Genomic DNA, 21789 nt, shown 5'->3' on the forward strand with positions numbered 1-21789 from the left:
TATTTTTGTTTTTGGGGGGGAGAGAACAAGATGACAAATCCTATCTAAAATAAACATCTAGAGGACAATCAATTACAGAGCTAAATTATCAATCAAATCATTCCAATCTTAGAAAAGTTAGTTATGCAATTCATTCAAAATCCAGCTCCGAATAAGGATATGATGCCAGGTAATGATAATAAGTTTATGGAAATTGATGATGTTGTAGATAATTTAGTGAATGCTGGGATTATTACCGCTAGCAATTTTAATGTTAACGTGGAGCTATTTAGAGGTAGTCCAATTACGGTTTCCATTGTTAAAGCAGATAATCCAGCAGTAGAAGTTGCTGCAAAAGTTGATGTTGGGGCTATTGAGGGACATATAGAAGAGACAGATAAAAAAGAAGGAACTAAATAATGAAACGAAAAGCCAAGCGTATGTAATGTAGGCTTTTTTATTTTAAATTAAATAAGAAGTGGAAAAGAGGTGCAATATGGATGGTATACAAGAGGTGAAAGGCGATGTTCAGGAAATAAGGCAAGATATTAAGGACATACGATTAGAGATTAGAAGTTTAGAAATGCGGACAACAGGTAATGAAAAAGACATTATTAATATCAATAAGCAATTAGATAAGATTAGCGCTAATACAACATGGATCTTACGCCTTATTATTGGTGGTCTAATTGGAGCAGCTTTAACCTTTCTCTTGAAAGGTGGCGGTATGTAATGATTGAAATTACGGCAATGATTGGGGTTGTTATAGGGTTATCACAAATTGCAAAAACAAATGGGTTGCAAACGAAATATATCCCGATATTTAATTTGACGCTTGGCATTATGCTAGGTGTTTTATTTTTGTCACAAGATATCAAAATGAATATATTTCAAGGAATGATTATCGGATTGTCAGCAAGTGGATTGTTTGACCATACGAAAATTATGAAAAAGGATGACAGTAGGAAATGAAATAGAAACATATTTTATCCATAGTTGTTGCTGATTTTGTAGATGTAGGATTTACGATTGATTTGAAAGTAACTGTCAATGGATTGTCACAATATTAAGTACACAATAGCAAAGGAAAAACATACTATGTAACAGTAAATGAAGCCTATGTGTATGTAAAGTGAAAAAGAGCCGTTTCCTTTAGTGAAGGGCTCTTTTTATGTTTGTTTAATTATGCTTCATATGCCATGCTATCTGGAAAGTCTTCTTTATTTTTTATGTAGCTTAAAATTCTAGTGGATGAACAATCAAAATGTGAAAACAGAAAATGCCTAAAATACAATTGAAACTATAATCCAGAATCAAAGTAAAGCCCATGCAGATTACGTTAGCATGTGGAATGCAAATATATCTGAGATGTTCCAAGAAATAGAAATATAACTTAACAAAATTGTTATTTGAATAAACGAAACCCCGTTTATCTACGGGGCTTCTAAGGGTAAATGTCAAGCAATGACGTACTCGACTAATTAACTATATCATGAATTTTTTGGTAAAATCACTGGTAAATTTGTCCAAGTAGTTATGGTCATCATTTTGAACAAAAACGCTATTTTGTTAGAAAGTGAGGAGAACAAATGAAAGTTAGAAACAAAGGAAGAGGGCGTACAGGTGGATTCACACAGGAATATAAATAGTACTCAAGGCGCTTTCGCAACTGGATACCAAACGTATAGTTACGGTTCTCTTCAAGTAACTTTGGAATGTGAAAAGTTATCCGATGAAGAACTAACAAAGCTTAGTAGAGAAATGAAAGTGTACAAGTTAGAAGATTTGGAAAAGGAAGTCAGAAATGAAAATTTTACTAGTTAAGTGTAAAGAAGATGTCATTATTAGCAGACGAAGAGCAGATGGAGCTCCAGATCATTGATTTATCAAAGGGAAAGCATACGATATGTGTTTAGATTAACGGAAAAATGAGTGTTTCACTTTAAATGATGTTGAGGAAATGCACTTCTTTGGTCAAAAAATAATTGGTATTTCGATGAGAACTTTGAAGTAGTAACAGAGTTACAGAAAGAAGGTTTTACTGCCAATGAACTTAGAATACACAGGTTGAAGAAAATGGAAAAAGAAAGGCATAACTACGAAGAATTGGAGAATGAAAACGGAAGAAAAATTAGTTTATCATTTTAGCCAATTCATCTCCCACATACTCACTGGGTTGTGACCCTTCACGCTCCTTGAAAAAGAAGTCTTCTTGGCTAAAATGATAAAAAGCTATTCAGTTATTTGAAATATAGTTTCATCAGGTCTAGAGAATCCATACAATTTCCTTGCAAACTTTAAAATACCTTCTTCGCTCTCTGTTAAAGTTTTAATATCGTTTTCATAATAACGTCCTATTATTTCTAATTCAGACAATCTTTTCTTTTCTTTATTTAGTGTAATTTGTTTTTCTTGAATCATTTGTTCTTGCTTATAAATGGAGATTTGAATGGAAATAACCATAGGTAGCATAAAAGTAAGTGCTAATAAAAGACGACGTCTTAGCTTTTTATTCGTTTGTGGATTCTTGTTAGGATTAATTTGTATTTTTGAGATTGATTGTTGTGATGAATTTGGGATACTCCCCATTTTAATGCCTCCATTACCTATGTAAAGAATTTAAATTGCTTAAAAGTATTATATATGCTAAATAAATAATTTTGAACTTATTTGTGTAAAGAGAAGTTTTATGAAATTTAAATAAAATCCTTATTTAGTTGCAATTGAACTACCCCCACTTTCACTTCGTTTAGAAGTGGGGTATTCCTAAGTAAAGAGTTCTATCGAACTTTAATTGATTAGGCTAACCCCGCAGTTCTTGCGGTTAGAAGCCTTATTGCTTCATTCTGTATATTGATACTTGCGTTAATATCCCTATCATGGTGTGTACGACAAGAAGGACAGTCCCATTTACGTAGGTTTAGATTTTTAACGTCTTTGTTTTGATATCCACAACAAGAACATAATTGCCTGGAAGCAAATGTTTTCGATACGACAATGACTTGTTTGTCATACCATTTTACTTTATATTCCAACATGGTTCGAAACTGTGACCAAGATACTTCACTAATTGCTTTTGCTAACTTACGATTTTTTAACATATTCGATACTTGCAAATCCTCTATACCGATAACATCGTGGCTTTTGATGATTTCAGTTGAGATTTTGTCTAAGTAATCTTTTCTAGCATTTGATATGTATTCATGAATTCTAGCTACTTTTACCTGTTGTTTATTCCAGCGAGAAGATCCTTTCATTCTTCTAGAAAGAACACGCTATGCTTTCGCCAACTTATCTTCTAATGATCGGAAAAACTTCGGATTTTCATAGGGGGTTCCATCTGACAAAATGGCGAAATCTTTGAGTCCTACATCTATCCCAATGTAAGAATGTGTTTTCGGAAGTTCTTGTACTTCTGTTTCAACTAATAGTGACACAAAATATCTACCAGAAGGGTTCCGTCTAACTGTAGCATTTACAATACGTCCCGTTATTTCATGACTTTTGGCAAATCGAACAAGATCTAGTTTCGGCAACTTTATCCTGTTTCCTACAACAGCAATGTTTTCATTTGTTTGTTTTGTGATATAAGATTGTACGTTATTCTTCTTGGATTTGAAACGCGGGGCACTATTTTGTTTTTTGAAAAATCGTGTATACGCATCCGCAAGATTGCGAACAGACGACTGAATCGCAATACTATCCACTTCTTTGAGCCAAACAAACTCTTTCTTCATGGCAGGAAGTTTGGCAGAGCATGTACCATATGTTAAACCTTTTCCAGTTTCTTTGTATGCGTGATCCCATAGGGATAGGAAATGATTGAATACAAAGCGAGAACAACCTATCGTTTTGTTAATTAGAATTGCTTGTGCTTGATTTGGATAGATACGAAACTTATAGGCTTTATTAATTATCATTTGATTCACCTCCATTTCGGTATATGACTATTATATACCAAACATATATTCGGTGAATAGTGAAGTAACATTTTATGTATGTCGAACAAGTAAGATGGCTTCCTGCCATCTCTTGTTCGAAGCCAATTCATCTCCCATCTACTCACTTCGCGTTCCTTGAGGAAGGAGTCTTCTTGGCTAAAATGATAAAAAGCACCATAAAAACTTTATTTTATTAATTTGTAGGTTGATACAGCTCCCCAAACAAAAAGAACCAAGTAAAAAAGTCTTTGTAGTAGACCTGCAGGTAAGGGGAAAAGAAAAACAAGTGAGATAAGGATTGTTATTACTATTAAGCTTAGTAAACAGAAATATGTCCATTTACTAACTTTTTTAAGATTCTTAGCAAAAATAAATAATTCTGGAAATACAGTAAGCATACCTATCCAAACTAGAATAGAATGTCCAATTAGGTTTATATCTGCAGGAATTAATCTTGAAACTATAGTGGAGACTCCTATTATAAGTATAAAAAATGTTGCTATTTTATAAAAAAGAGAAGCGCTTAATCAGGACGCTCCTCTTAATGCCAATATACAATAACTATTTCATTATAATGTATAAGCGTAAAATATTTAACAATTAGATATGTGGTAAAAATTTCATTTTGTAAAGACTATTTTATAAAGAAAGGGACACTGATTATTATATGTGCCTGCAGTTAATTGTGTTCGTTTTAAAAAAAAGAGCAGTTAGTAAAAGCTAACTGCTCTGGTGAATAAGAAGAACACAATGGTTATTCGTATTCAACCTTGGTGTACCTATATTGTCAACATGTTTTAGAAATTTATTCAATAAAAGAGCAGTTAGCCCAGTCTAACTGCTCGGTACAGAGGTAATAATCTAGATGCATAGATATTATATGCCGAGTTATTGATTTTATTCGAGGAGGAATAAATAGTGTGTATTTATTTGGAAAATATATTTGGAGAATTTCTTTAAGTAATAGGAGCAGTAATTAAATAAAAGAGCAGCTAGCAAAAGCTAACTGCTCAACCCTCGACCAAGAGAGCTAGAGTGGGAAGAATTTAAAGCTGACTTTTTAAAGTCCTATATAGTATCGGTGAAATTTAGAATTTTATTCGTGTGAAACATAACAAGAGCAGCTAGCAAAAACTAACTGCTCTTATAAGAAAATCGGAGAAAGATACCCATGTGTCTACAGTATAGAAATTAAACAGTAAACATAGATTTGAACAAAATGGACATTTGAATAGAAAACTATCCTTAAAATAACCTTAATTTAACTATGGTTTTAATAATACTTGAAAACTAAATGGTATAATTTTCTAAATAAACTCAAATAAAGCTTATTTTAGAAAAGGGGTAGAGAAAAAATGTTTCAGAAGCTTAAATTTTATTTAATGAGCATATTAATTAGTGTATTTTTAGGTGGGATTATCTTAGGTGCTAATTTCTTGGTCCATAACATATATAATTTAGTTGTAGGTAAAGAATATCATTTTAATATGTGGTCTTCTATTATCATATTTAGTATCGTATTCATTTCGAGTTTCACGTATATATTGAAGAAAGGGCCAAATATACTTGTTAATGATTAAACCAATATCAATTATTGTAGGCGCTGCCGTGATCTGGGTAGCGTCTTGTTTGTTGTTAAGGCAAGATACGCGGTGAGATAGACTTGTAAATTGAAATATTATTAATTTAAAACACAAAATGTAGACTAGTAAACAAGCTGTTTTCACCTTTTATTCATAGACTATGATGAATTCTATTTTTAAAGGAGGAAATCATATCTATGGGATGGAATAATAATTTTGGACATTCTCGAGATTGTAATAGATTTTGGGACGATTTGGTATTTTGTGGTTGCGGTCGTAGACGCAGAAGAAACGATTTTAACGACTGTCATTGTAGACGTGACTGTGATTGTGATGAGTGTCGTCGCAGACGTAATCATGACCGTAATCATGATCATGATGATCGTCGAGATTGGTAAAGTCTTTTAAAAGAGTGCATATCTTTATAGCACTCTTTTTTATTGTGTTTTTTCATACTTAATAATTTGAAAGCCGCAGTTTCAATCGGATTTAACGTTTAACAAAACAAACGAATACAACGAACAAAAAAATACCTGAGACTATTACCCTGGTAAGCTTGTACGATTAATAATAATAATTCTGCTAATAATGTACTCTTTAACTGGCAAGGGAAATACAGGGGATTCAAGGTTAAATCATTTACTTTAAAGTAGGGAATCAGCTGCTTTGTTATTTTATAAAAAAATTCACTTTAAACATTTCTTATAGCTAAGAATACTTATGTAAATATGGGAAACTGATTTGATTATTGGAATGAGGGAATCGATGTGGATATAACACATATTATGGCGAGAATAGTGGTTAATGGGAAAGATATTCCGTTTACTTCAGTTAGGACAACTGCATGGATTAATGGACCTGCGAACGATTTAATTGTTACGACTAAGCAAAGGATGGATGAGCTTTATCGGTTTATGTGGTCACGGGTGCCAGTTATGTTAACAATGTATTTCCTTCAGGGTGCTGACGTGATGAGATTTGCTAGGGTTGCTGGAGTTAATGAAAGCATAACAGGAGAATATATATATCATTTTATTTGGTGATAAGAAAAACATTAAGTAGCCTAAAAGCTGCTTTTTCATTTTGAACAGAAAAAAAGAACCTGTAGTGGCTCCTTTTTACATTGCTATCTTATACTTATTGATTTTTCGCTTAACATCCATAAAAGCTAGTGATGCAGCAATTGCACAAAGGCCTTTAAACCAAAGGAACTCGGAAGAAAATAGTCCGCCAAAGAAAGCGACCGAGTGTACAAAACAAGTAATACCAAATAACCAAAGCATGAACTTTAATTCTTTTGAGGAATATTTATAGTTTTTAAATCTTTCCCACATATGTATCAACTCCTATTGTTATGGGGTTCTGTAGTTTTTCTTTTTAAAATCGCGCATGTTGAGGATAAAGAATAAAAGGAAGATAACAGCTGCGATGCCATTAATCCAGTAGTATGTACGTCCTGTTGTCAATCCGTGATAGAAGGAATTGAAATTCCAAATTATAAGAAGTACTGAACAGATAGTAGAGATTATTAATGAGCTAAAACTTCTCATGATTTTCACCTCGATTCAAAATATTAGAGCTCATTTATAATTTTACATTTAAATAAATAGATTTACAATAAGAGGAATGAAAAAGAACCCGATGGAGTTCGGGTCCTTTCAGAAGTGATGATGTATTCTCGGCTTGGGAACTGAGAAAATACAAAAATATAATACATCGAGATTTAGAGAATTTCAATATTAAATTAGGGATTACCGCGAGGTGGTGAATATGGCTACGCAAAGAAGCCTAAATTGTGAAGTGAATAATTTGTTACTGCAATTTATTTTTTACAAAAATAACCATTTTTTTCAGATTTCAAGAAAGTTTTACAAAAAAATACATAGAAGTATAAATATATAGTAATGAAATGAGTCGAATTTTCATCATGACTGATATCCATAATATGTTCATTTCAATTAACATGAAATACACATAGAGGAGAGCGATTATGAAAAGGAGAATTGGTACAGCAGTCGTAGGTTTATCTGTTTTAGGATATGGAATTTTTGGTTTTACTCATGGAAATGGTGGAGGGGTTGCTCAAGCGGCTTCAGTAGGTGATGGAGGAGGAGCGCCTGCATATGCACATGGAAATCATGGGGGAGCACCGTCCTATACTCATGGACATTTCCCTGCACCGAAGTTAGAATCGGATGGGCATACAGGAGGGGCGCCTTCTTACAATAAGGGAGATACATGGTCTCCGAGTTACGCACATGGAAATACAGGAGCACCAGCTAATACAGAGCCTGGTGGGGGGATTTAGCTAATACTAATATGAACGTTATAAATTTAAATAGAAGAAAAAAGAATTTTTAATTTACAATGCCTTTTTTCTTTGTAAAAAGGTTATTTGAAGGGAAAATGAACGAGTTTCTTCCTAATAGTTCTACAGAAAAGATAACGTTTTTGGAATTTGAGTAGTTAATGGCATGTATAGTGAGGGCTGATAGGGAAGGAAACTTTAATAATATTTATATAAAAATTATTAAATATTATTAACAGCAAATAGAGCCCCTGTGTATGTGAAGTGAGAAAAAAGGTGCTCTATTTAGAGCACCTTTTTTAATAGTTTACAGGATCAAATAAGCCTTTTTTGTATGTTCTATAAATCATAGTTACAACTTCAGCTCTTGTAGCAACGTCTTGTGGACGAGAACCATCAAAAATTCCATTTCCAGCTGCCCAATTAGTTGTTGTACCAAAACCAGGCCATGATTTATTAGTGTAAGCTATATATCTAAAGCTATAAAGGAATGAACCCATTTCTTCACGAGTTACCCAGTTAGTTGGGCGTCCATCTTCAGCAATTCGTAGTTGTCTTGCAAAGCTACGAGCATCATTATAGTTATAACCATTAGCACCAGTATACAATCTTTCCATAATTAGCCATGCATCTTGTCGAGTTGCTGGGCTATCACGTAAATCCGTATTTATGATACCTTTATTAAATGCCCAATTCATTTGTGTATCCGCCCAATGTGCTGATGCTGCTTGAGGCGAAATTGTTGCGAAACCAGCAGATAGCGTTATAGTCGCTGCAGCAACAACTATAAATTTTTTAATTTTTTTTAACATCTTTTCCATTCCTTCCCTTATATGTTTGCGACAAAAATTATATTAGTATATCTATCTTTAAAAGTAAATAGATATATTTAAATTTACGTTATTCTTTTAGGAATAATTTGTGAAGTTAACAACAAAATGGAATTCTATATGTATAAATTTTTTTATTTGAATCAACATTAGACGAGTAATTAAATGATATGAAACACCGCATATGCCTGTAGGTGGGTTAATTCGTATCGGGGAAACAGTTTTTCTTAAAAATATGTTTACTTCTTTATCATTAGCTAATCCAGATTGTGCTCATTTTTATTTAATTGATTTAAAAGAAGAGGGACTGGAATTTAGTGAATATAAAAAACTAAGACAAATAGAAGATATATCTATGCTAACAACTTAGTAACCAAACTTGCTAAAACCTATTTAGAATAGATATAAATTATCGCTGATATGTCGACTTTGAAAATAGCTTTAATCAGTTATATCATACTTATACGAAATGTTCATAAAAAACAGTCTTAATATCAATCGTAGTGTCTAGCATTACGTATTATTCAATTGAGAAACCTTCAATTCAAATAGGACGCAAGTTAAGTGGATTAAAATTAAAGCAACTAATCAATGGTATTAATAATAAAGCTGGATAAAATCAAGTTTTATATATTAAAAGAGGCGAAACTGTCTCTTTTTTCTTTTTAACAAAATACGGATTTTGTATGGAATTTCTTGCAATGAATTCACCATGAATAAGGTTGTTTCATATTATGTAAAGATTGCTTTATTAAGATTATTAAAGGATGTGAACGTATTGGAAGATGTTTATGGAAAAATTGACAGTTTAAAAGCAGAACAAAAAGAAATTATGCGAGATATTCGTAATTTAGAAACTCGCACAACAATTAATGAGAAAGACATCGCTACAATTAATAAGCAATTAGAAAAGATTAGCATGAATACAACTTGGATTCTACGAATTATTATTAGCGCGATCACTATGTCGGTTTTGGGTTTAATATTAAAAGGGCTGATGTAAAATTTAAAAATAAAAGTACTTATTGAGAGAGGGACAAGTATCTCTCTTTATTTTTATCATTTTAGCCAGGAGGGGTCCTTTAGAATATGGCATAGGTAATCTGTATGATTGAATAGGAGATATTAGTTACTGGTTATCGATGGTAAAGTAGACGTATATAATTTAAAAGGGAACCCATGAAACAATACAAATAATAATTTGTATGTGAACGTAAACAAGACCAAGACCGTCTTGGCGAGGAGGGGGCTTGGTCTTGTTTAGCTAAAATCACGATTTTTTAAGTAATTTTCACATTCTGTTAACCATACTGATATCAAGTTCTTTAATTCAATCGTTTCAATTTCGCAAGTTTATTTTTCATCTTCCACATATCGGTAGGTAATCTTTGTATAATCTTATCTTTAAAGCACAACTGTTACTCAATCACTATCCAGTTAAAGTTTTATAATGCTTCAAAATGAAAAATACACTATTCTTTTTGTAGAATCATAGGAATGGGTGGTGCATTTATCATTTTGTTTTGCTAACTTGATTTTGATGTGACGTAACCTTAAGTATTTAAAAAATTAAAAAAGTCCCTCAATAATGTTAAAGGGACCTTGCTCACGCAAATGATCTGTAAATCAATTCATCTTTGATATACAGATCATTTGTATGATAATATTTATAAAGAATTGCTAGATAATGAAATTACATAAATGCTTTTAGAAGTTCTTGAATTAATGGGATTGCTCCACCAATAAATTTTAAAACTGCCATTGCGATTTCCATATTATTCTCTCCTCTGTTTTTGTATTAAGATGTGTGAATCTTTATAACCTTATTATAGTAAGCGCTTACATTAATGACAATACATTTTTGTATGCAATATTGCATATTTATACATTTAGACAATAATTATACCTCTATTAGTCATTCTTTAATGGTATCATAGCGAGGTGTGAGTCTTTAAGGGTTTTCCCTAATAGGAGGAAATATGGAAAGAGTACAAGTGATCTACAGTAATCTGAAAATTAAAAGTTGGGCTAAACAGGTATTAGCTGTAGGAGGAATATTAGGTTTCTGCTACTTGGTGTTATATGTTTTTAGTTTCTTAGTTGTTATGTAAATATTATATAACTAAACTAGTAGAGTCTTGCCTAGATAGGTAAGGCTCTTTTGTTTTTATCTGTGATGAGCAAACCACATACAAAACCTCTCAAGTTTGTCAGATACTATGTATGGTGCCTTATTTCTCTATGTTTTAGAACACTACCAACACTACCTCTTATTATTGAAAGTAAATAAACTTCTATTAAAAATTTTTCATTTATATTGAAAACACAATTGTATTGATAAAAAATGTATTTTTATTAGATACATTTTTTATCTTTCAAAAGGATTTAAATCTTACAAATAGATTTAATCCCTTTCTGTATACCATAATTCCTATATTATCATATGAATATAATATACTGAAATTAATTTAAAAGCAAGAATATTAGTAGGGGTCCGCCACATGCCCATCAACTTAAGATTTTAAAGTAGCCCCTATACGAAGAATTTTTTTAAAATTGATTGATAGTAAACAAGAAAGATTGGTAAATCACTAACTAAAGAAATTTCTTTAGGTAAGCTAATCAGTAATATATCAAAAGATTCTTTACAAAATTTAGAGGTATATTTCGTAGGTGTTTATCCTTCTATTAGTAGATTTGAAATGCTGATATAATTCTACCAGTTGATTTATCAAGACAAATCTGGATTTGCAGTCTGTTCATTGATTTTCCGATATATGTATTTCTAGTTCCTTTTAAAAATTGTGCGTTTTAATAAGCTTCATTTTATAGGGATACATGAAGAAAGCGATGAAGTTGCAATGTATTGGTATTTGCATTTCAAATGAAAGTACACCAAAATGCGGATATATAAGTTCCTTGCTGTTATATTCGGGACACGCAAATAACTAAAAGAAAAAGGAGGCTTTTTTCTGACAGTAGGGGACATTTTTGATCTTGCTACCGATAATCAAACGATATGTTAATTAGATTTGAATAAAATAAATACGTAGGTATTTAGGGGTGAATTCCTATTTTTTAGAATTATTTTAGTGAATCAAAATTAAAACTTTGTATACATCTTTTGTACTAGTAGGCCTAAGTCTAAAAGTATGTACAATTACAACATTTGGCTAGTGGGTAAATGTTACGAACTGATATATACTAGTATTGTGTCTTGCCTTTTTAGGTGCAGTACACAGCCGGTGATTGGCTAGTGGATGTTCTTCCATTTTGCCAGTGCCGGTTTTTTGTTGGATAATAGAGAAAATGAAGTTTTTATAAAGAAAGAAGGGGTTGTTTTGAAAGATGTAAATTCTATCTTTATGAGAGAAAAGATTGCTAGTACTTATCTTTATTTTATTTCTTTTCTTGGTTTGGTTACTATAACTATATCTTTACTTGAAATTAAAATCCCTTCTCATCCAACAATACTAATATTGTTGTTACTATTTATGGGGATTGCAGAGTATTTTCCTGTAAGATTTTGGAGAGGAACTAGCTCGCTTACCTTTCCGATTATTTACGCTATGAGTTGGCAGTTTGGAATTCATATAACTATTATTGCTATTGTACTCGTAACGCTAATTATTCACCTGCATCGTCGTTCACCGATACAAAGAATGTTATTTAATAGTACTCAGCATGCACTTAGTTTGATTTTGGCCGAATGGTTTTCAGACAAATGTATGTCTTTATTAATTAATAAGATTGATATGTCAGTTCTATATGAAAATTTAATATCTTTGTTATTATTTTGCGTGTTTTTTTGTTTTTTCAATAATCGTTTTTACGATTTGTTAATGATACTCCTTCCGCAGCCATATTCAATCCATCAGTGGTATAAAAAAACTGTAACGGTATTTCTTTGCGAAACTTTTGGTTTCTCTTATGCGGCACTGATGCACGTATTAATTAGTACATATAGTGTGGAAGTAAACGAGATTACAGTACTATTTTTCTTTTTTCCACTTGTAGCAACTTCCGTTATTAGTTCTTTTTCTGTACGGATAAGGATGGAGAAGGAACGATTATATGAGTTATTTCTTATTACAACCGAAATTAGTCGAGGATTAACGGGAGGAAACTTGAAACATATTAAACAAGCACTTAAAGGTTTTTTTGGCATACAAGCATATGTAATATGGACAAAAGATGATGAGAACTGGAATATTCTATTAAAAGATGGGAAAGTCCGCTCTAATATATCTGATGATTCAGAAAAGTTTAAGGCGTTTGAGGAACTTTCTAAAAATCTTGTATTTAATGATTGGAAAATTGGTACGGCTCCTGGAGATGAAATATTTGATAGTGTTATACGCTCACTTGTATATTTTCCTCTTATAGTAAATGATGAATTAGTCGGAATGTTTGTTGCAGGGAAAAGTAGAAATGCGGGTTTCTTTCCGGAAGATGTACAATCGTTAGCTACATTTTCTAACCAATTGGCTAACGTTGTTAAAACAAGGATATTGATTTCTGAACAGGAAAAAAGAATGATCTTAGAAGAAAGAAATAGAATTGCCCGTGAAATTCACGATGGTATTGCGCAAACATTAGCCGGGGTGATATTCCAACTAGAATCCGCGCAGAAAAAATACCGTGATAAACCAAAAGATATGCAGCAAGTAGTTGAGAAAAGCATAAAAGATTTAAGAGGAAGTCTAGGAGAAGTTCGCTATTCTATTTATGCTTTAAAACCATATCCAACACAACAATTTGGCCTTAAGCAGGCGATAGCAAGTAAAATAAAATCTTTAAAACAAGAATATGAACTAGACATTACCTATCATGAAAGAGGTCATGCACGTGCGCTTAGTTTTTCAAAAGAAAGAGTTATATTTGATACATTACAAGAGAGTTTGCAAAACATTGTAAAACATGCACAAGCAAAAAAGGCTGATGTTTTACTCAGTTATCAAAGGGAGCACGTGCTTTTAAGGGTTAAGGATAATGGAGTTGGCTTTTCACTATTTGAGTCTATGGTTAAAACAAAGAATGAGCCACATTATGGTATATTACATATGAATGAACAAGCCGACCAATTAGGGGCTACTTTACAGATTGATAGTTCTGTAGGGAAAGGGACAGAAATTACACTGTTAATTCCAGATTCACAAACAAGGGGTGCGTAAAATGATTAAAATATTAGTAGTAGATGATCATGCTTTTTTACGAGATGCAATTCGGAGCATACTAGAGGATGAATCTGATATGAACGTGGTTGGAGAAGCTAGCTCTGGGGATGGAGTATTGGGAAAAGTAGAAGAATGCCGACCAGATTGTATTTTGATGGATATTAATCTTCCAGGGAAAAATGGAATTGAAGCTACAGAATTAGTGAAAAAAAATTATCCGAGTTGCCGAGTACTTGTGTTTACAATGTATGAACATGATGAGTATTTAATGGATGCACTCCAGGCCGGTGCTGATGGTTATTTATTGAAGGATTCCTCATCAGAGCAGGTAGTAGCAGCAATTCGAATGTTATATCGAGGCGATTCAGTTATTCATCCGCGTATGACTAAAAAATTAATTACATATCATCAGCAAAAAATGAAAGTAGAGTCAAATGAAAATGAACTAACGGAACGCGAAAAGGAAATTCTCTTTGAACTAGTAAAAGGACTAAGTAATAAAGAAATTGCCGAAGTTCTATATATTAGTGATAAAACAGTTAAAATTCACATCAATAAAATTTTTAAAAAACTAAATGTGAAAAGTCGATCGCAAGCAGTGATTTATGCAGTTCGAAATCAATTGGTTCCGCTAGATTAAATAAGAAATCTATCAAAGAACTATCGTGTCGCTTTATTCTGTATCACAAAGAATAAAGGACAAGATAGTTCTTTTGTACTATGTAGGCGTAGAATCCTTAGAGAAAAGATACTCCTTTTGATTAATTTTCAGAATAATCAAAACGTGAAATAATAATAATAGAATTACATTTTACTCCTATTAATAATTCATTTTGTGAAAATCTTTTGTTGAAAATAAATGATGGGGGGCTCCTATAGAAAGAGTAAAGTGAGTAATTAGCTATATGAGGTATGGGGATGGTAGTAGTGTTGGAAATCTTTCATGATACAACAAATTAAGATTGATAGAGTTTCCAATGCTAAGTAGGAATGGAAGAATCAATTGGTTTCAAAAAATAATATGAATAATGGGGAGATGCAATATGAAACGAGGGAAATTTGGAAAGATTCTTATTGGAACGTTAACAGTTGGAATGTTATTGTCTCAAGGAATTCCATATAACGTATTAGCAGAAGAGGTAAATACATCTACTTTAACTGGAATCGATGATGCAAATGCTATTTTGAAAGGTCTTACAAAGGAACAACGTAATGCCTTAAAAACGTTAGATACAAAACCAGGTTTTGTTATTTCGCCAGGTATCAATACAGCAAGTCCTAACAATGTGAATGTGATTATAGAGTTTAAGCAAGCACCTAGCAAGATTGAGGTATTAAAACAAGCGGCTAAAGGAAAAAAATTAACTCTTTCAAATGCGGAACAAAAGGTAGAGGCATCACATAAAGGGTTTAAAGCAGAGCTTGAAAAGCTTCAAAAGAATAAAGAGAAAGGGACAAATGTAAAGTCTGCAAAAATAACAAGAGAGTATAAGAATGCTTTTAATGGTGTAGCGATTTCTTTACCAGCGAATATGATTGAGGACTTAGTTCGTACCGGTATCGTTAAGAGCGTATGGGAAGATCATGAGGTTAAAATTGATTTGCCGAAAGAAACAGCTAAGACTGCTGTTGAACCGAAAATGGCAGATAGTGTACCGCAAATTGGTGTGGACAAGCTGCATGATGAAAAAATAACAGGTAAAGGAATTAAGGTAGGTGTGCTGGACACAGGTATTGATTACAACCACCCGGATTTGAAAGATGCATATAAAGGATATCGTGCAAAGCAAGGTGAAGATCCAAGCAAAATAGATCCGAACTCAATAAAAGGATGGGACTTTGTGAATAATGATGCTGATCCAATGGAGACAACGTATAAGGATTGGCAAAATTCTGGAGGATATCCTGAAATTTATGATGGAAGTGCATATTATACATCCCATGGTACGCATGTAGCTGGGACAATTGCTGCAGACAAACAGAATAGTGTGGATTATGCAGTGAAGGGCGTTGCCCCTGATGTAGATTTATATTCATATCGCGTATTAGGTCCATATGGAAGTGGCCAAACAAGTGGTATTCTTGCTGCGATTGATAAAGCAGTGAAAGACGATATGGATGTTATCAACTTATCACTAGGAGCGTCTATTAATGATCCTTTATATCCTACTTCTGTCGCAGTGAACAATGCGATGTTAGCAGGTGTTGTTACAGTAGTAGCAGCTGGTAATAGTGGTCCGGAAGAAGGTACTATAGGATCACCTAGTGCAGCGGCACTTCCCATTACGGTTGGAGCCAGTGACGCTGCAATGAATATTCCAACGTTTTCCGCCGATGCAGGTGATGTACATGTAGATAAGATGATGCTACTTGGAAAAAGCTTTACTGATAAGATTGAAGATTTGAAAGGTCAATCCTTATCTGTTGTATATGCAGGGCTTGGGAAATCAGGTGATTTTACAGGGAAAGATGTGAAAGGGAAGTTAGCTCTTATCCAACGCGGTGAGATTACATTTGATGAAAAAATTAAAAATGCTAAGGAAGCAGGCGCAAAGGCAGTAATTGTATATAACAATATAAATGGGGAAATTACAAGTTATCTTGGGGAAAGTACTTCATCCATTCCAGCGTTCCGCTTAACAAAAGTAGATGGTGAGAAATTACAAGCAAAAGCTGTACAAGGAGATGTGTCGTTAGCGTTTGGAGAACTTAGTAATATAAAAACAGAGGGAGATCATTTAGCTGATTTCAGCTCCCGTGGTCCTGCAACTAAAACAGATGATATTAAGCCAGATATTGTAGCACCAGGTGTGTCTATTTTCTCAACTGTTCCTGAATATATTAATGATCCAAAAGATGGAGAAAATTATCCGGTAGCGTATGGTCGTATGTCAGGTACATCTATGGCAACTCCTCATACTGCAGGGGTAGCGGCACTTATTTTACAAGAACATCCAAACTATAGTCCATTTGAAGTAAAAGAAGCACTTATGAATACCGCAGTTGACCTAAAAGAAGAGCGTTCTGTATTTGAGGTGGGCTCTGGACGAATTGATGCATATCGTGCAGTTCATGCAGATACATCTATCGAGGTTATCGATAAAACATCAAACGTTGTAGATGATGAAGAAGTAGAAATTGAAGAAAAAACAGGTTCTATTGCGTTTGGGTATAAAAATCAAATTGAAAATGGGCCTATTAAAGATAGTCGAAAAGTCTTAATTAAGAACAGCAGTAAAACAGATGGGAAAGAATTTAAATTAGAGGTAGAATTTTCACCTACAAGTGTAGGGGTGCAAGATGCAGCGAGGAATGGTGTGAAGCTAAACGTATCAGATTCTATTAAAGTAGCTCCTGGTACATCAGAGGAAATTAGCCCTGAAATTATCATTCCAGAAAACGCTGAATTTGGTAGATATGAGGGATATATTCATATTTCAAATAAAAACAATGAAAAAGAAGTATATCAAGTACCATTTGCAGTTAAATTCACAGAAAAAGGCATTGCGTCTGTAGATTTACTGAGAGATGCAATGGCAACAGATGCATCTAAATTCCATCCATTTATGGAGAGACCAAGTTCGCCTTTGACATTTAAAGTAAATAGTCCTCTTGAAACTATTGATGCAGTTGTGAAGGACCGAAAGACAGGGAAGGCATTAGGAGTCGTTGGTACACTTGATGCAAGTAGTCTAACACCGAATGTTGAATATATGATGTTTTCTGGTATGGGAGGGTATGTACTTCCATTTACAGGAGATCCAGCTCATCCAATTGGGGATAAACCTGTTATGTTGCCTGATGGAGATTATGAATTGAACTTCGTTGGATATGATAAAGAAGGAAAATCGTATACAAAAAGCGATAGCATTATCATTGATAATGTTATACCGGAAATGAAATTTAAGGATGTACAACCTGGTATACACGAAGTCAATGATTCTATGTTTAAAGAAGAAGACGGCCAACGTGCATTATGGGTGCATGGTAATATTTATGATTCTACAGTAGATGCATTAAAAGCAAAAGGCTTGCAGTATGATCAAAAAGCGAATCAAATTGTATATTATCAAAACTCAGCTTTCCCATCAGGTTGGTTGAATACAATTCAAGCAAATGGTGATTTTAAATTTGGCGTACTTCCAGAGGAAATAAATGAGCCGTTAAATTTAAAATTATTTGGATATGACCTCGCTACTGCAGGGAATATGGCAACCGGATATAAGAATTATGTCTTTGTAAAAGAAGGGACAGAATACGCTGTTCCAAGTTATGACAAAGATAAAATAAAATTAGGTGAAAAAATTACGTTAACTTTGAATCTCAATAATGTAAAACAGCTTTTGTCAGGTACATTTGAAATTCCTTTTGATAAGCAGCTCTTTAAATTTACAGATGTGAAACCAAATCCAGCACTTACGGAATATGTAAAACAACATGGACTGAACCTTAAATTAGAAGATCCGAAGGTAAGTGAAGAAGGGGCTTGGGAAAACAAGGTGAAAGTTGGCGCGTCATTGGAAGGAAAAGAATTTAAAGGATTAGATGGAGATACACCATTTTTAGATGTTACATTCGAGATGACGAGCGATGAATACTTTAATGATTTAACTGCATTTGGAGTAGAGAAGTTCTCTTATACAAAAGTTGGTGCAACAGAAGGCAATGAGATTCCTGTGTTTAAAGATAAATCTTTTGCTATTGTTTCGAAACATTCAACGGTTACAGGATATATTGGTCCGGAAGCTTTCTTGAATGAAGAGGGGTATTTAGGTAAGAAAGACTATACAAAACTAGGAGCAAAAGTGTATGCAGTTGGCAAGGATGGAAAGAAATATACAGGAACGATTGGTGATAACGGGCAATTTGAAATTCGTAGTGTTCCAGTAAGCGATAAAGAATATGATATTTTCGTAGAAATGCCAGGTCATTTAAATAGTAAATTAACAACAAAAATAGGGAAAATACAGGATGGAGAATTAGTGGGACAAAACTTTAGAGCTGACATGGATGATAACCTTGCAGGTGATGTAAACGGCGATAAAATGGTGGATATTCAAGATGCTAGAATAACAGCTTTATCGTATGGAAAAGGAAAAGTGTCTGTAAAAGATGGAGATATAAATCAAGATGGTGTTGTAGATGAAACAGATATTCGTTTTATTGAGAAAAACTTCTTGAAAAAGGGTCCAGATGCTAAAGAAAATCAGAAACCGAAAGAAAATGTAGGGCCAGTGACGTTAGATAAAATCTTACGATCTATTGGTTTAGAACCAAAAAAATAAGTGGGAAAACTTCAAGAGTAAATATAGCAATGAGACAATGAATAGTAAATGAAATGAGATTGGCTAACAAATGACCGGTAATGATTTACAGGAGCATTACCGGTTATTTTAAAAGTAATAGTTGTTGGGGTACATGAAGCAACTAGTTTAAAGTTAGTTCGCTTTTGATATGGGACAAGGTAGTTGTTTAATGATTATTGTTTGTGGGATGGAAATAAGGTTTATAGTTTGAACTTTAAAAATAGGGGGACTTGTGAAATGAGTATGAAGAAAAAACTTGGTATGGGTGTCATAACTGCAGCGATGGGCTTATCTTTAATTGGTGGGGGAACATATGCGTATTTTAGTGATAAGGAAGTATCACAAAATACGTTTGCAGCGGGTACTTTGGATTTGAGTGTAAATCCTGAAGTTGTTATTAATGTCGACAATCTGAAACCAGGTGATGAAATGGAGCGTGGTTTTCAATTAGTTAACAAAGGAACCTTAGCAATAGGAGATGTGAAACTCCTGACAGATTACAGTGTAATCGATGCAAAAGGGGATAATGGAAATGCAGATTTTGGTGATCATATCCGTGTTGATTTCTTGTGGAATTTGGATGAAAATGAGGTTCCAATTTGGTCTACTACATTATCTGAATTAAAGGTTGCTACGCAAAATGGAAGTATTCCGGATCTTGTACAAAAAGGTGTGGTAGACCGAGAAGGAAATGGACTTGCTCCTGGTGATGATGATACATTTTATGTAATGTTTACATTCGTAGATAGCGGTGAAGACCAAAATGTATTTCAGGGAGATGCATTGAAATTAAATTGGACGTTTAATTCTATGCAAGCAAGCGGTGAAGAAAAGTAAGTGTAATAAATTGTATACTATATGTTTGAGACGTATAGTATACGAATGGTGAGACTTTTTTATCCATAAAGAAAAGACACCCTAAGTTGCTATCCTTTCACTTGAACCATCTTAATTTTAATATGGTTCAAGTGAAAAGAAGTATAAAGTACTAATAGGGATGCAGATTTCAAAATAAAAAATACGTTAAGTAAACTTTTATTCAAAAATTCACATTAAGCAATAATGTTTAAAAATTAGGTTTATAAAAAATAATAATATGTTTATAAATGTAAAACCTACGGGAACTTTTCCTGTGGGCTTTTTAAGTAGTTTTTACGAAATTATGAGTGTTTTTTATTTTGTATTTCAATAATTTTATCTGGTAGTATTTTTAAGTAATATTCTTTTTCTGTTAGTTCAAATATAAATAATGCTTTTTTCCAGTTACAAACAACCTCTTTTACAGTGTGTTGTTTAATTTTTAATAAATACTGACCTTTTAAGTAGAATAGTTCACCTAATAGGTATAAAGTATTTAGATTAATTGCTAATTTGATGCCCATATCAACGTATTTTATTGCCTCTTCATGTTGATATGTGAAGTCTAAACATTTTGCTAAATTTAAAATGATTTTTAATTTAATTTCTTTATCTCTAGGAAAATCTAACTTATTAAAATTAGCCAAACATTTTTTTAATATATTAATGCTTTTTTCATATTCTTTGTTTTCTGCATAAAATATAGCCATAGTCTGCATAATATCTATTTCTCTTTCTGATAAAAAATCAGAATTGGTTAAAGTTAGTTTTAATGCATGATTTAAAAGAGTTAAAGCAGTTTTTGTTGATTTTTTTACCATAAATATAGCAATTGCTTCATTCCATAGTAGAAATTGTTTCTCTTCTTTTGTTTGAAAATTATTTAAGTATTTCTCTTTTTTTACTATTTCATAAAGTTCTTTATATTGTTTTTGTTTTAGGCAATCTTTTATTACGTATTTTACATTTTCTATATATTTAATTTTTTTGTTTTGAGTTAGTGCAAATATATTATTTGGATCAACACCAAGTCTTTCTGATAATTGATATAACAATATGCTAGATGGATAAATTATACCTTTTTCTATCTTGCTAATTTGACTTTGTGAACATATTCCATGACATAATTCAGATTGTGATATATTTTTTTTCATTCGAAGTTCTTTAATGGTAATACCCAAATCGTTAAATTCCATTTTCTCCACCTACTATTTAGCACTTTATTAGTATTATATTCTCTAACCTTAATGTAATGTAAAATTAGTATAGTTGCAATTATTGTTTGTTGTAAAGGCCTTATCTTTTCTATAGGAAGATGAGGCTTTTTGTGCATAAAAAAAGACACCCAAAGGTGCCTTCCTCCGATTTATAATTCAAATCTATATTTTATTTTTAGCTCGATGTAATTTGAGATTATTCCAATGATATTTCCTCTAATAAAATTGTGTGATAGACTGTATGTAACTGTATATTGTGAGGGCGGGAGGTTGCTATCCTTTCTCTGATCTTAGAGAGAAAGGAGGTGACCGAATGGATTCTTTATTTAATTTATTGTATGACGCTGCTAAGGTATTCCTTACAGTATTTGCAACAGCTTATGCGAATGAGCTGGCGAAGAAGATTAGCAGTAAACGAAATAAAAGAACCGCCCCAAATTGAACCGCACCCAATTTGTTAGACAATAACTAACAATTGGAGGTGCGGTTTTATTATGTCTAGAAAATATAAATTCGAATTAAAAAGAAATGCCGTTGAACATTATTTAAATACAAATGATTCTTTTAAAGTGACTGCCAAAAAATATCAA

The 21789-nt window shown here is 32.8% G+C and carries 19 protein-coding genes and 5 pseudogenes; 16 read left to right on the forward strand and 8 right to left on the reverse strand.

Annotated elements, in window-relative coordinates; all coding sequences use genetic code 11:
* The first annotated feature begins 123 nt into the window (after window positions 1-123).
* The 5 genes and pseudogenes from AC0L0O_RS21880 (at window position 124) to AC0L0O_RS21900 (ending at window position 1803) form a co-directional block, all read left to right on the forward strand.
* On the forward strand, window positions 124-399 hold the full coding sequence (locus tag AC0L0O_RS21880) for a hypothetical protein (protein ID WP_371746625.1): 276 nt from the start codon (window positions 124-126) through the stop codon (window positions 397-399).
* A gap of 76 nt (window positions 400-475) precedes the next feature.
* A complete protein-coding gene (locus AC0L0O_RS21885; RefSeq protein ID WP_000348715.1) occupies window positions 476-712 on the forward strand; it encodes a hemolysin XhlA family protein in 237 nt (78 codons plus the stop codon).
* The gene (locus tag AC0L0O_RS21890; RefSeq protein WP_000570183.1) at window positions 712-951 is read left to right on the forward strand and encodes a hypothetical protein; all 240 of its coding nucleotides are present in this window, start codon (window positions 712-714) and stop codon (window positions 949-951) included. Before AC0L0O_RS21885 ends, AC0L0O_RS21890 begins: the two co-directional genes overlap by 1 nt.
* A 26-nt stretch (window positions 952-977) precedes the next feature.
* Window positions 978-1115: pseudogene (locus AC0L0O_RS21895) on the forward strand (N-acetylmuramoyl-L-alanine amidase); the annotation flags it as partial.
* Between the two features lie 487 nt (window positions 1116-1602).
* Window positions 1603-1803 carry a hypothetical protein gene (locus tag AC0L0O_RS21900; RefSeq protein WP_000377086.1) on the forward strand — a complete coding sequence of 67 codons (201 nt, stop codon included), beginning with the start codon at window positions 1603-1605 and terminating at the stop codon, window positions 1801-1803.
* A gap of 408 nt (window positions 1804-2211) precedes the next feature.
* On the opposite strand, the gene AC0L0O_RS21905 is transcribed toward AC0L0O_RS21900, so the two are convergent.
* The 3 genes and pseudogenes from AC0L0O_RS21905 to AC0L0O_RS21915 all read right to left on the reverse strand — a co-directional run.
* The gene (locus AC0L0O_RS21905) at window positions 2212-2568 is read right to left on the reverse strand and encodes an FtsB family cell division protein (protein WP_000534862.1); all 357 of its coding nucleotides are present in this window, start codon (window positions 2566-2568) and stop codon (window positions 2212-2214) included.
* Between the two features lie 209 nt (window positions 2569-2777).
* Window positions 2778-3899: pseudogene (gene tnpB / locus AC0L0O_RS21910) on the reverse strand (IS200/IS605 family element RNA-guided endonuclease TnpB).
* A 206-nt stretch (window positions 3900-4105) separates the two neighbouring features.
* A pseudogene (locus tag AC0L0O_RS21915) lies at window positions 4106-4426 on the reverse strand (DUF998 domain-containing protein); the annotation flags it as partial.
* Between the two features lie 849 nt (window positions 4427-5275).
* On the opposite strand from AC0L0O_RS21915, the gene AC0L0O_RS21920 reads away from it, so the two are divergent.
* From AC0L0O_RS21920 to AC0L0O_RS21930, 3 genes are all read left to right on the forward strand, one after another.
* On the forward strand, window positions 5276-5500 hold the full coding sequence (locus tag AC0L0O_RS21920; protein ID WP_000486802.1) for a hypothetical protein: 225 nt from the start codon (window positions 5276-5278) through the stop codon (window positions 5498-5500).
* Between the two features lie 200 nt (window positions 5501-5700).
* Window positions 5701-5901 carry a hypothetical protein gene (locus AC0L0O_RS21925; protein WP_080545653.1) on the forward strand — a complete coding sequence of 67 codons (201 nt, stop codon included), beginning with the start codon at window positions 5701-5703 and terminating at the stop codon, window positions 5899-5901.
* A 387-nt stretch (window positions 5902-6288) separates the two neighbouring features.
* A complete protein-coding gene (locus tag AC0L0O_RS21930; protein ID WP_429657188.1) occupies window positions 6289-6546 on the forward strand; it encodes a hypothetical protein in 258 nt (85 codons plus the stop codon).
* A gap of 75 nt (window positions 6547-6621) precedes the next feature.
* Here AC0L0O_RS21930 and AC0L0O_RS21935 read toward each other — a convergent pair whose 3' ends face one another.
* A complete protein-coding gene (locus AC0L0O_RS21935; protein WP_429657177.1) occupies window positions 6622-6837 on the reverse strand; it encodes a hypothetical protein in 216 nt (71 codons plus the stop codon).
* Between the two features lie 18 nt (window positions 6838-6855).
* Window positions 6856-7053: a hypothetical protein gene (locus tag AC0L0O_RS21940; RefSeq protein ID WP_088120149.1), complete on the reverse strand. Its 198-nt coding sequence runs from the start codon at window positions 7051-7053 to the stop codon at window positions 6856-6858.
* A 440-nt stretch (window positions 7054-7493) separates the two neighbouring features.
* On the opposite strand from AC0L0O_RS21940, the gene AC0L0O_RS21945 reads away from it, so the two are divergent.
* On the forward strand, window positions 7494-7811 hold the full coding sequence (locus AC0L0O_RS21945) for a hypothetical protein (protein WP_000829052.1): 318 nt from the start codon (window positions 7494-7496) through the stop codon (window positions 7809-7811).
* A gap of 299 nt (window positions 7812-8110) precedes the next feature.
* Here the strand turns inward: AC0L0O_RS21945 and AC0L0O_RS21950 are convergent, their stop codons facing one another.
* Entirely contained in the window at window positions 8111-8623 is a 513-nt protein-coding gene (locus tag AC0L0O_RS21950; protein WP_140349575.1) for a protein phosphatase 2C, read from the reverse strand.
* A gap of 190 nt (window positions 8624-8813) precedes the next feature.
* Here AC0L0O_RS21950 and AC0L0O_RS21955 point away from each other — a divergent pair.
* Window positions 8814-8996: pseudogene (locus AC0L0O_RS21955) on the forward strand (cell division protein FtsK); the annotation flags it as partial.
* 423 nt (window positions 8997-9419) lie between these two features.
* Window positions 9420-9644, forward strand: coding sequence for a hypothetical protein (locus AC0L0O_RS21960; RefSeq protein ID WP_048529718.1), 225 nt, complete (start codon window positions 9420-9422; stop codon window positions 9642-9644).
* A gap of 690 nt (window positions 9645-10334) precedes the next feature.
* Here AC0L0O_RS21960 and AC0L0O_RS21965 read toward each other — a convergent pair.
* Window positions 10335-10520: pseudogene (locus tag AC0L0O_RS21965) on the reverse strand (hypothetical protein).
* A gap of 1462 nt (window positions 10521-11982) precedes the next feature.
* Between AC0L0O_RS21965 and AC0L0O_RS21970 the strand changes: the two are divergent.
* The 4 genes from AC0L0O_RS21970 to AC0L0O_RS21985 all read left to right on the forward strand — a co-directional run bounded on the left by AC0L0O_RS21970 (window position 11983) and on the right by AC0L0O_RS21985 (window position 19961).
* Window positions 11983-13815 (forward strand): GAF domain-containing sensor histidine kinase, encoded by a 1833-nt coding sequence (locus AC0L0O_RS21970; RefSeq protein ID WP_283730839.1) that lies wholly within the window; start codon window positions 11983-11985, stop codon window positions 13813-13815.
* Window position 13816: 1 nt separating this feature from the next.
* Entirely contained in the window at window positions 13817-14458 is a 642-nt protein-coding gene (locus tag AC0L0O_RS21975) for a response regulator (RefSeq protein WP_000590682.1), read from the forward strand.
* A 403-nt stretch (window positions 14459-14861) separates the two neighbouring features.
* Window positions 14862-19103 (forward strand): S8 family serine peptidase, encoded by a 4242-nt coding sequence (locus AC0L0O_RS21980; RefSeq protein ID WP_473786116.1) that lies wholly within the window; start codon window positions 14862-14864, stop codon window positions 19101-19103.
* 258 nt (window positions 19104-19361) lie between these two features.
* Entirely contained in the window at window positions 19362-19961 is a 600-nt protein-coding gene (locus AC0L0O_RS21985; protein WP_473786117.1) for a TasA family protein, read from the forward strand.
* A gap of 323 nt (window positions 19962-20284) precedes the next feature.
* Here the strand turns inward: AC0L0O_RS21985 and AC0L0O_RS21990 are convergent, their stop codons facing one another.
* Window positions 20285-21178, reverse strand: a complete 894-nt coding sequence (locus AC0L0O_RS21990) for a helix-turn-helix domain-containing protein (protein WP_473786118.1) — start codon at window positions 21176-21178, stop codon at window positions 20285-20287.
* Window positions 21179-21512: 334 nt separating this feature from the next.
* Between AC0L0O_RS21990 and AC0L0O_RS21995 the strand changes: the two genes are divergently transcribed.
* The gene (locus tag AC0L0O_RS21995) at window positions 21513-21641 is read left to right on the forward strand and encodes a hypothetical protein (RefSeq protein WP_254904544.1); all 129 of its coding nucleotides are present in this window, start codon (window positions 21513-21515) and stop codon (window positions 21639-21641) included.
* Window positions 21642-21789: the final 148 nt, after the last annotated feature.

The organism is Bacillus sp. GS3m_15504 (assembly GCF_055825275.1).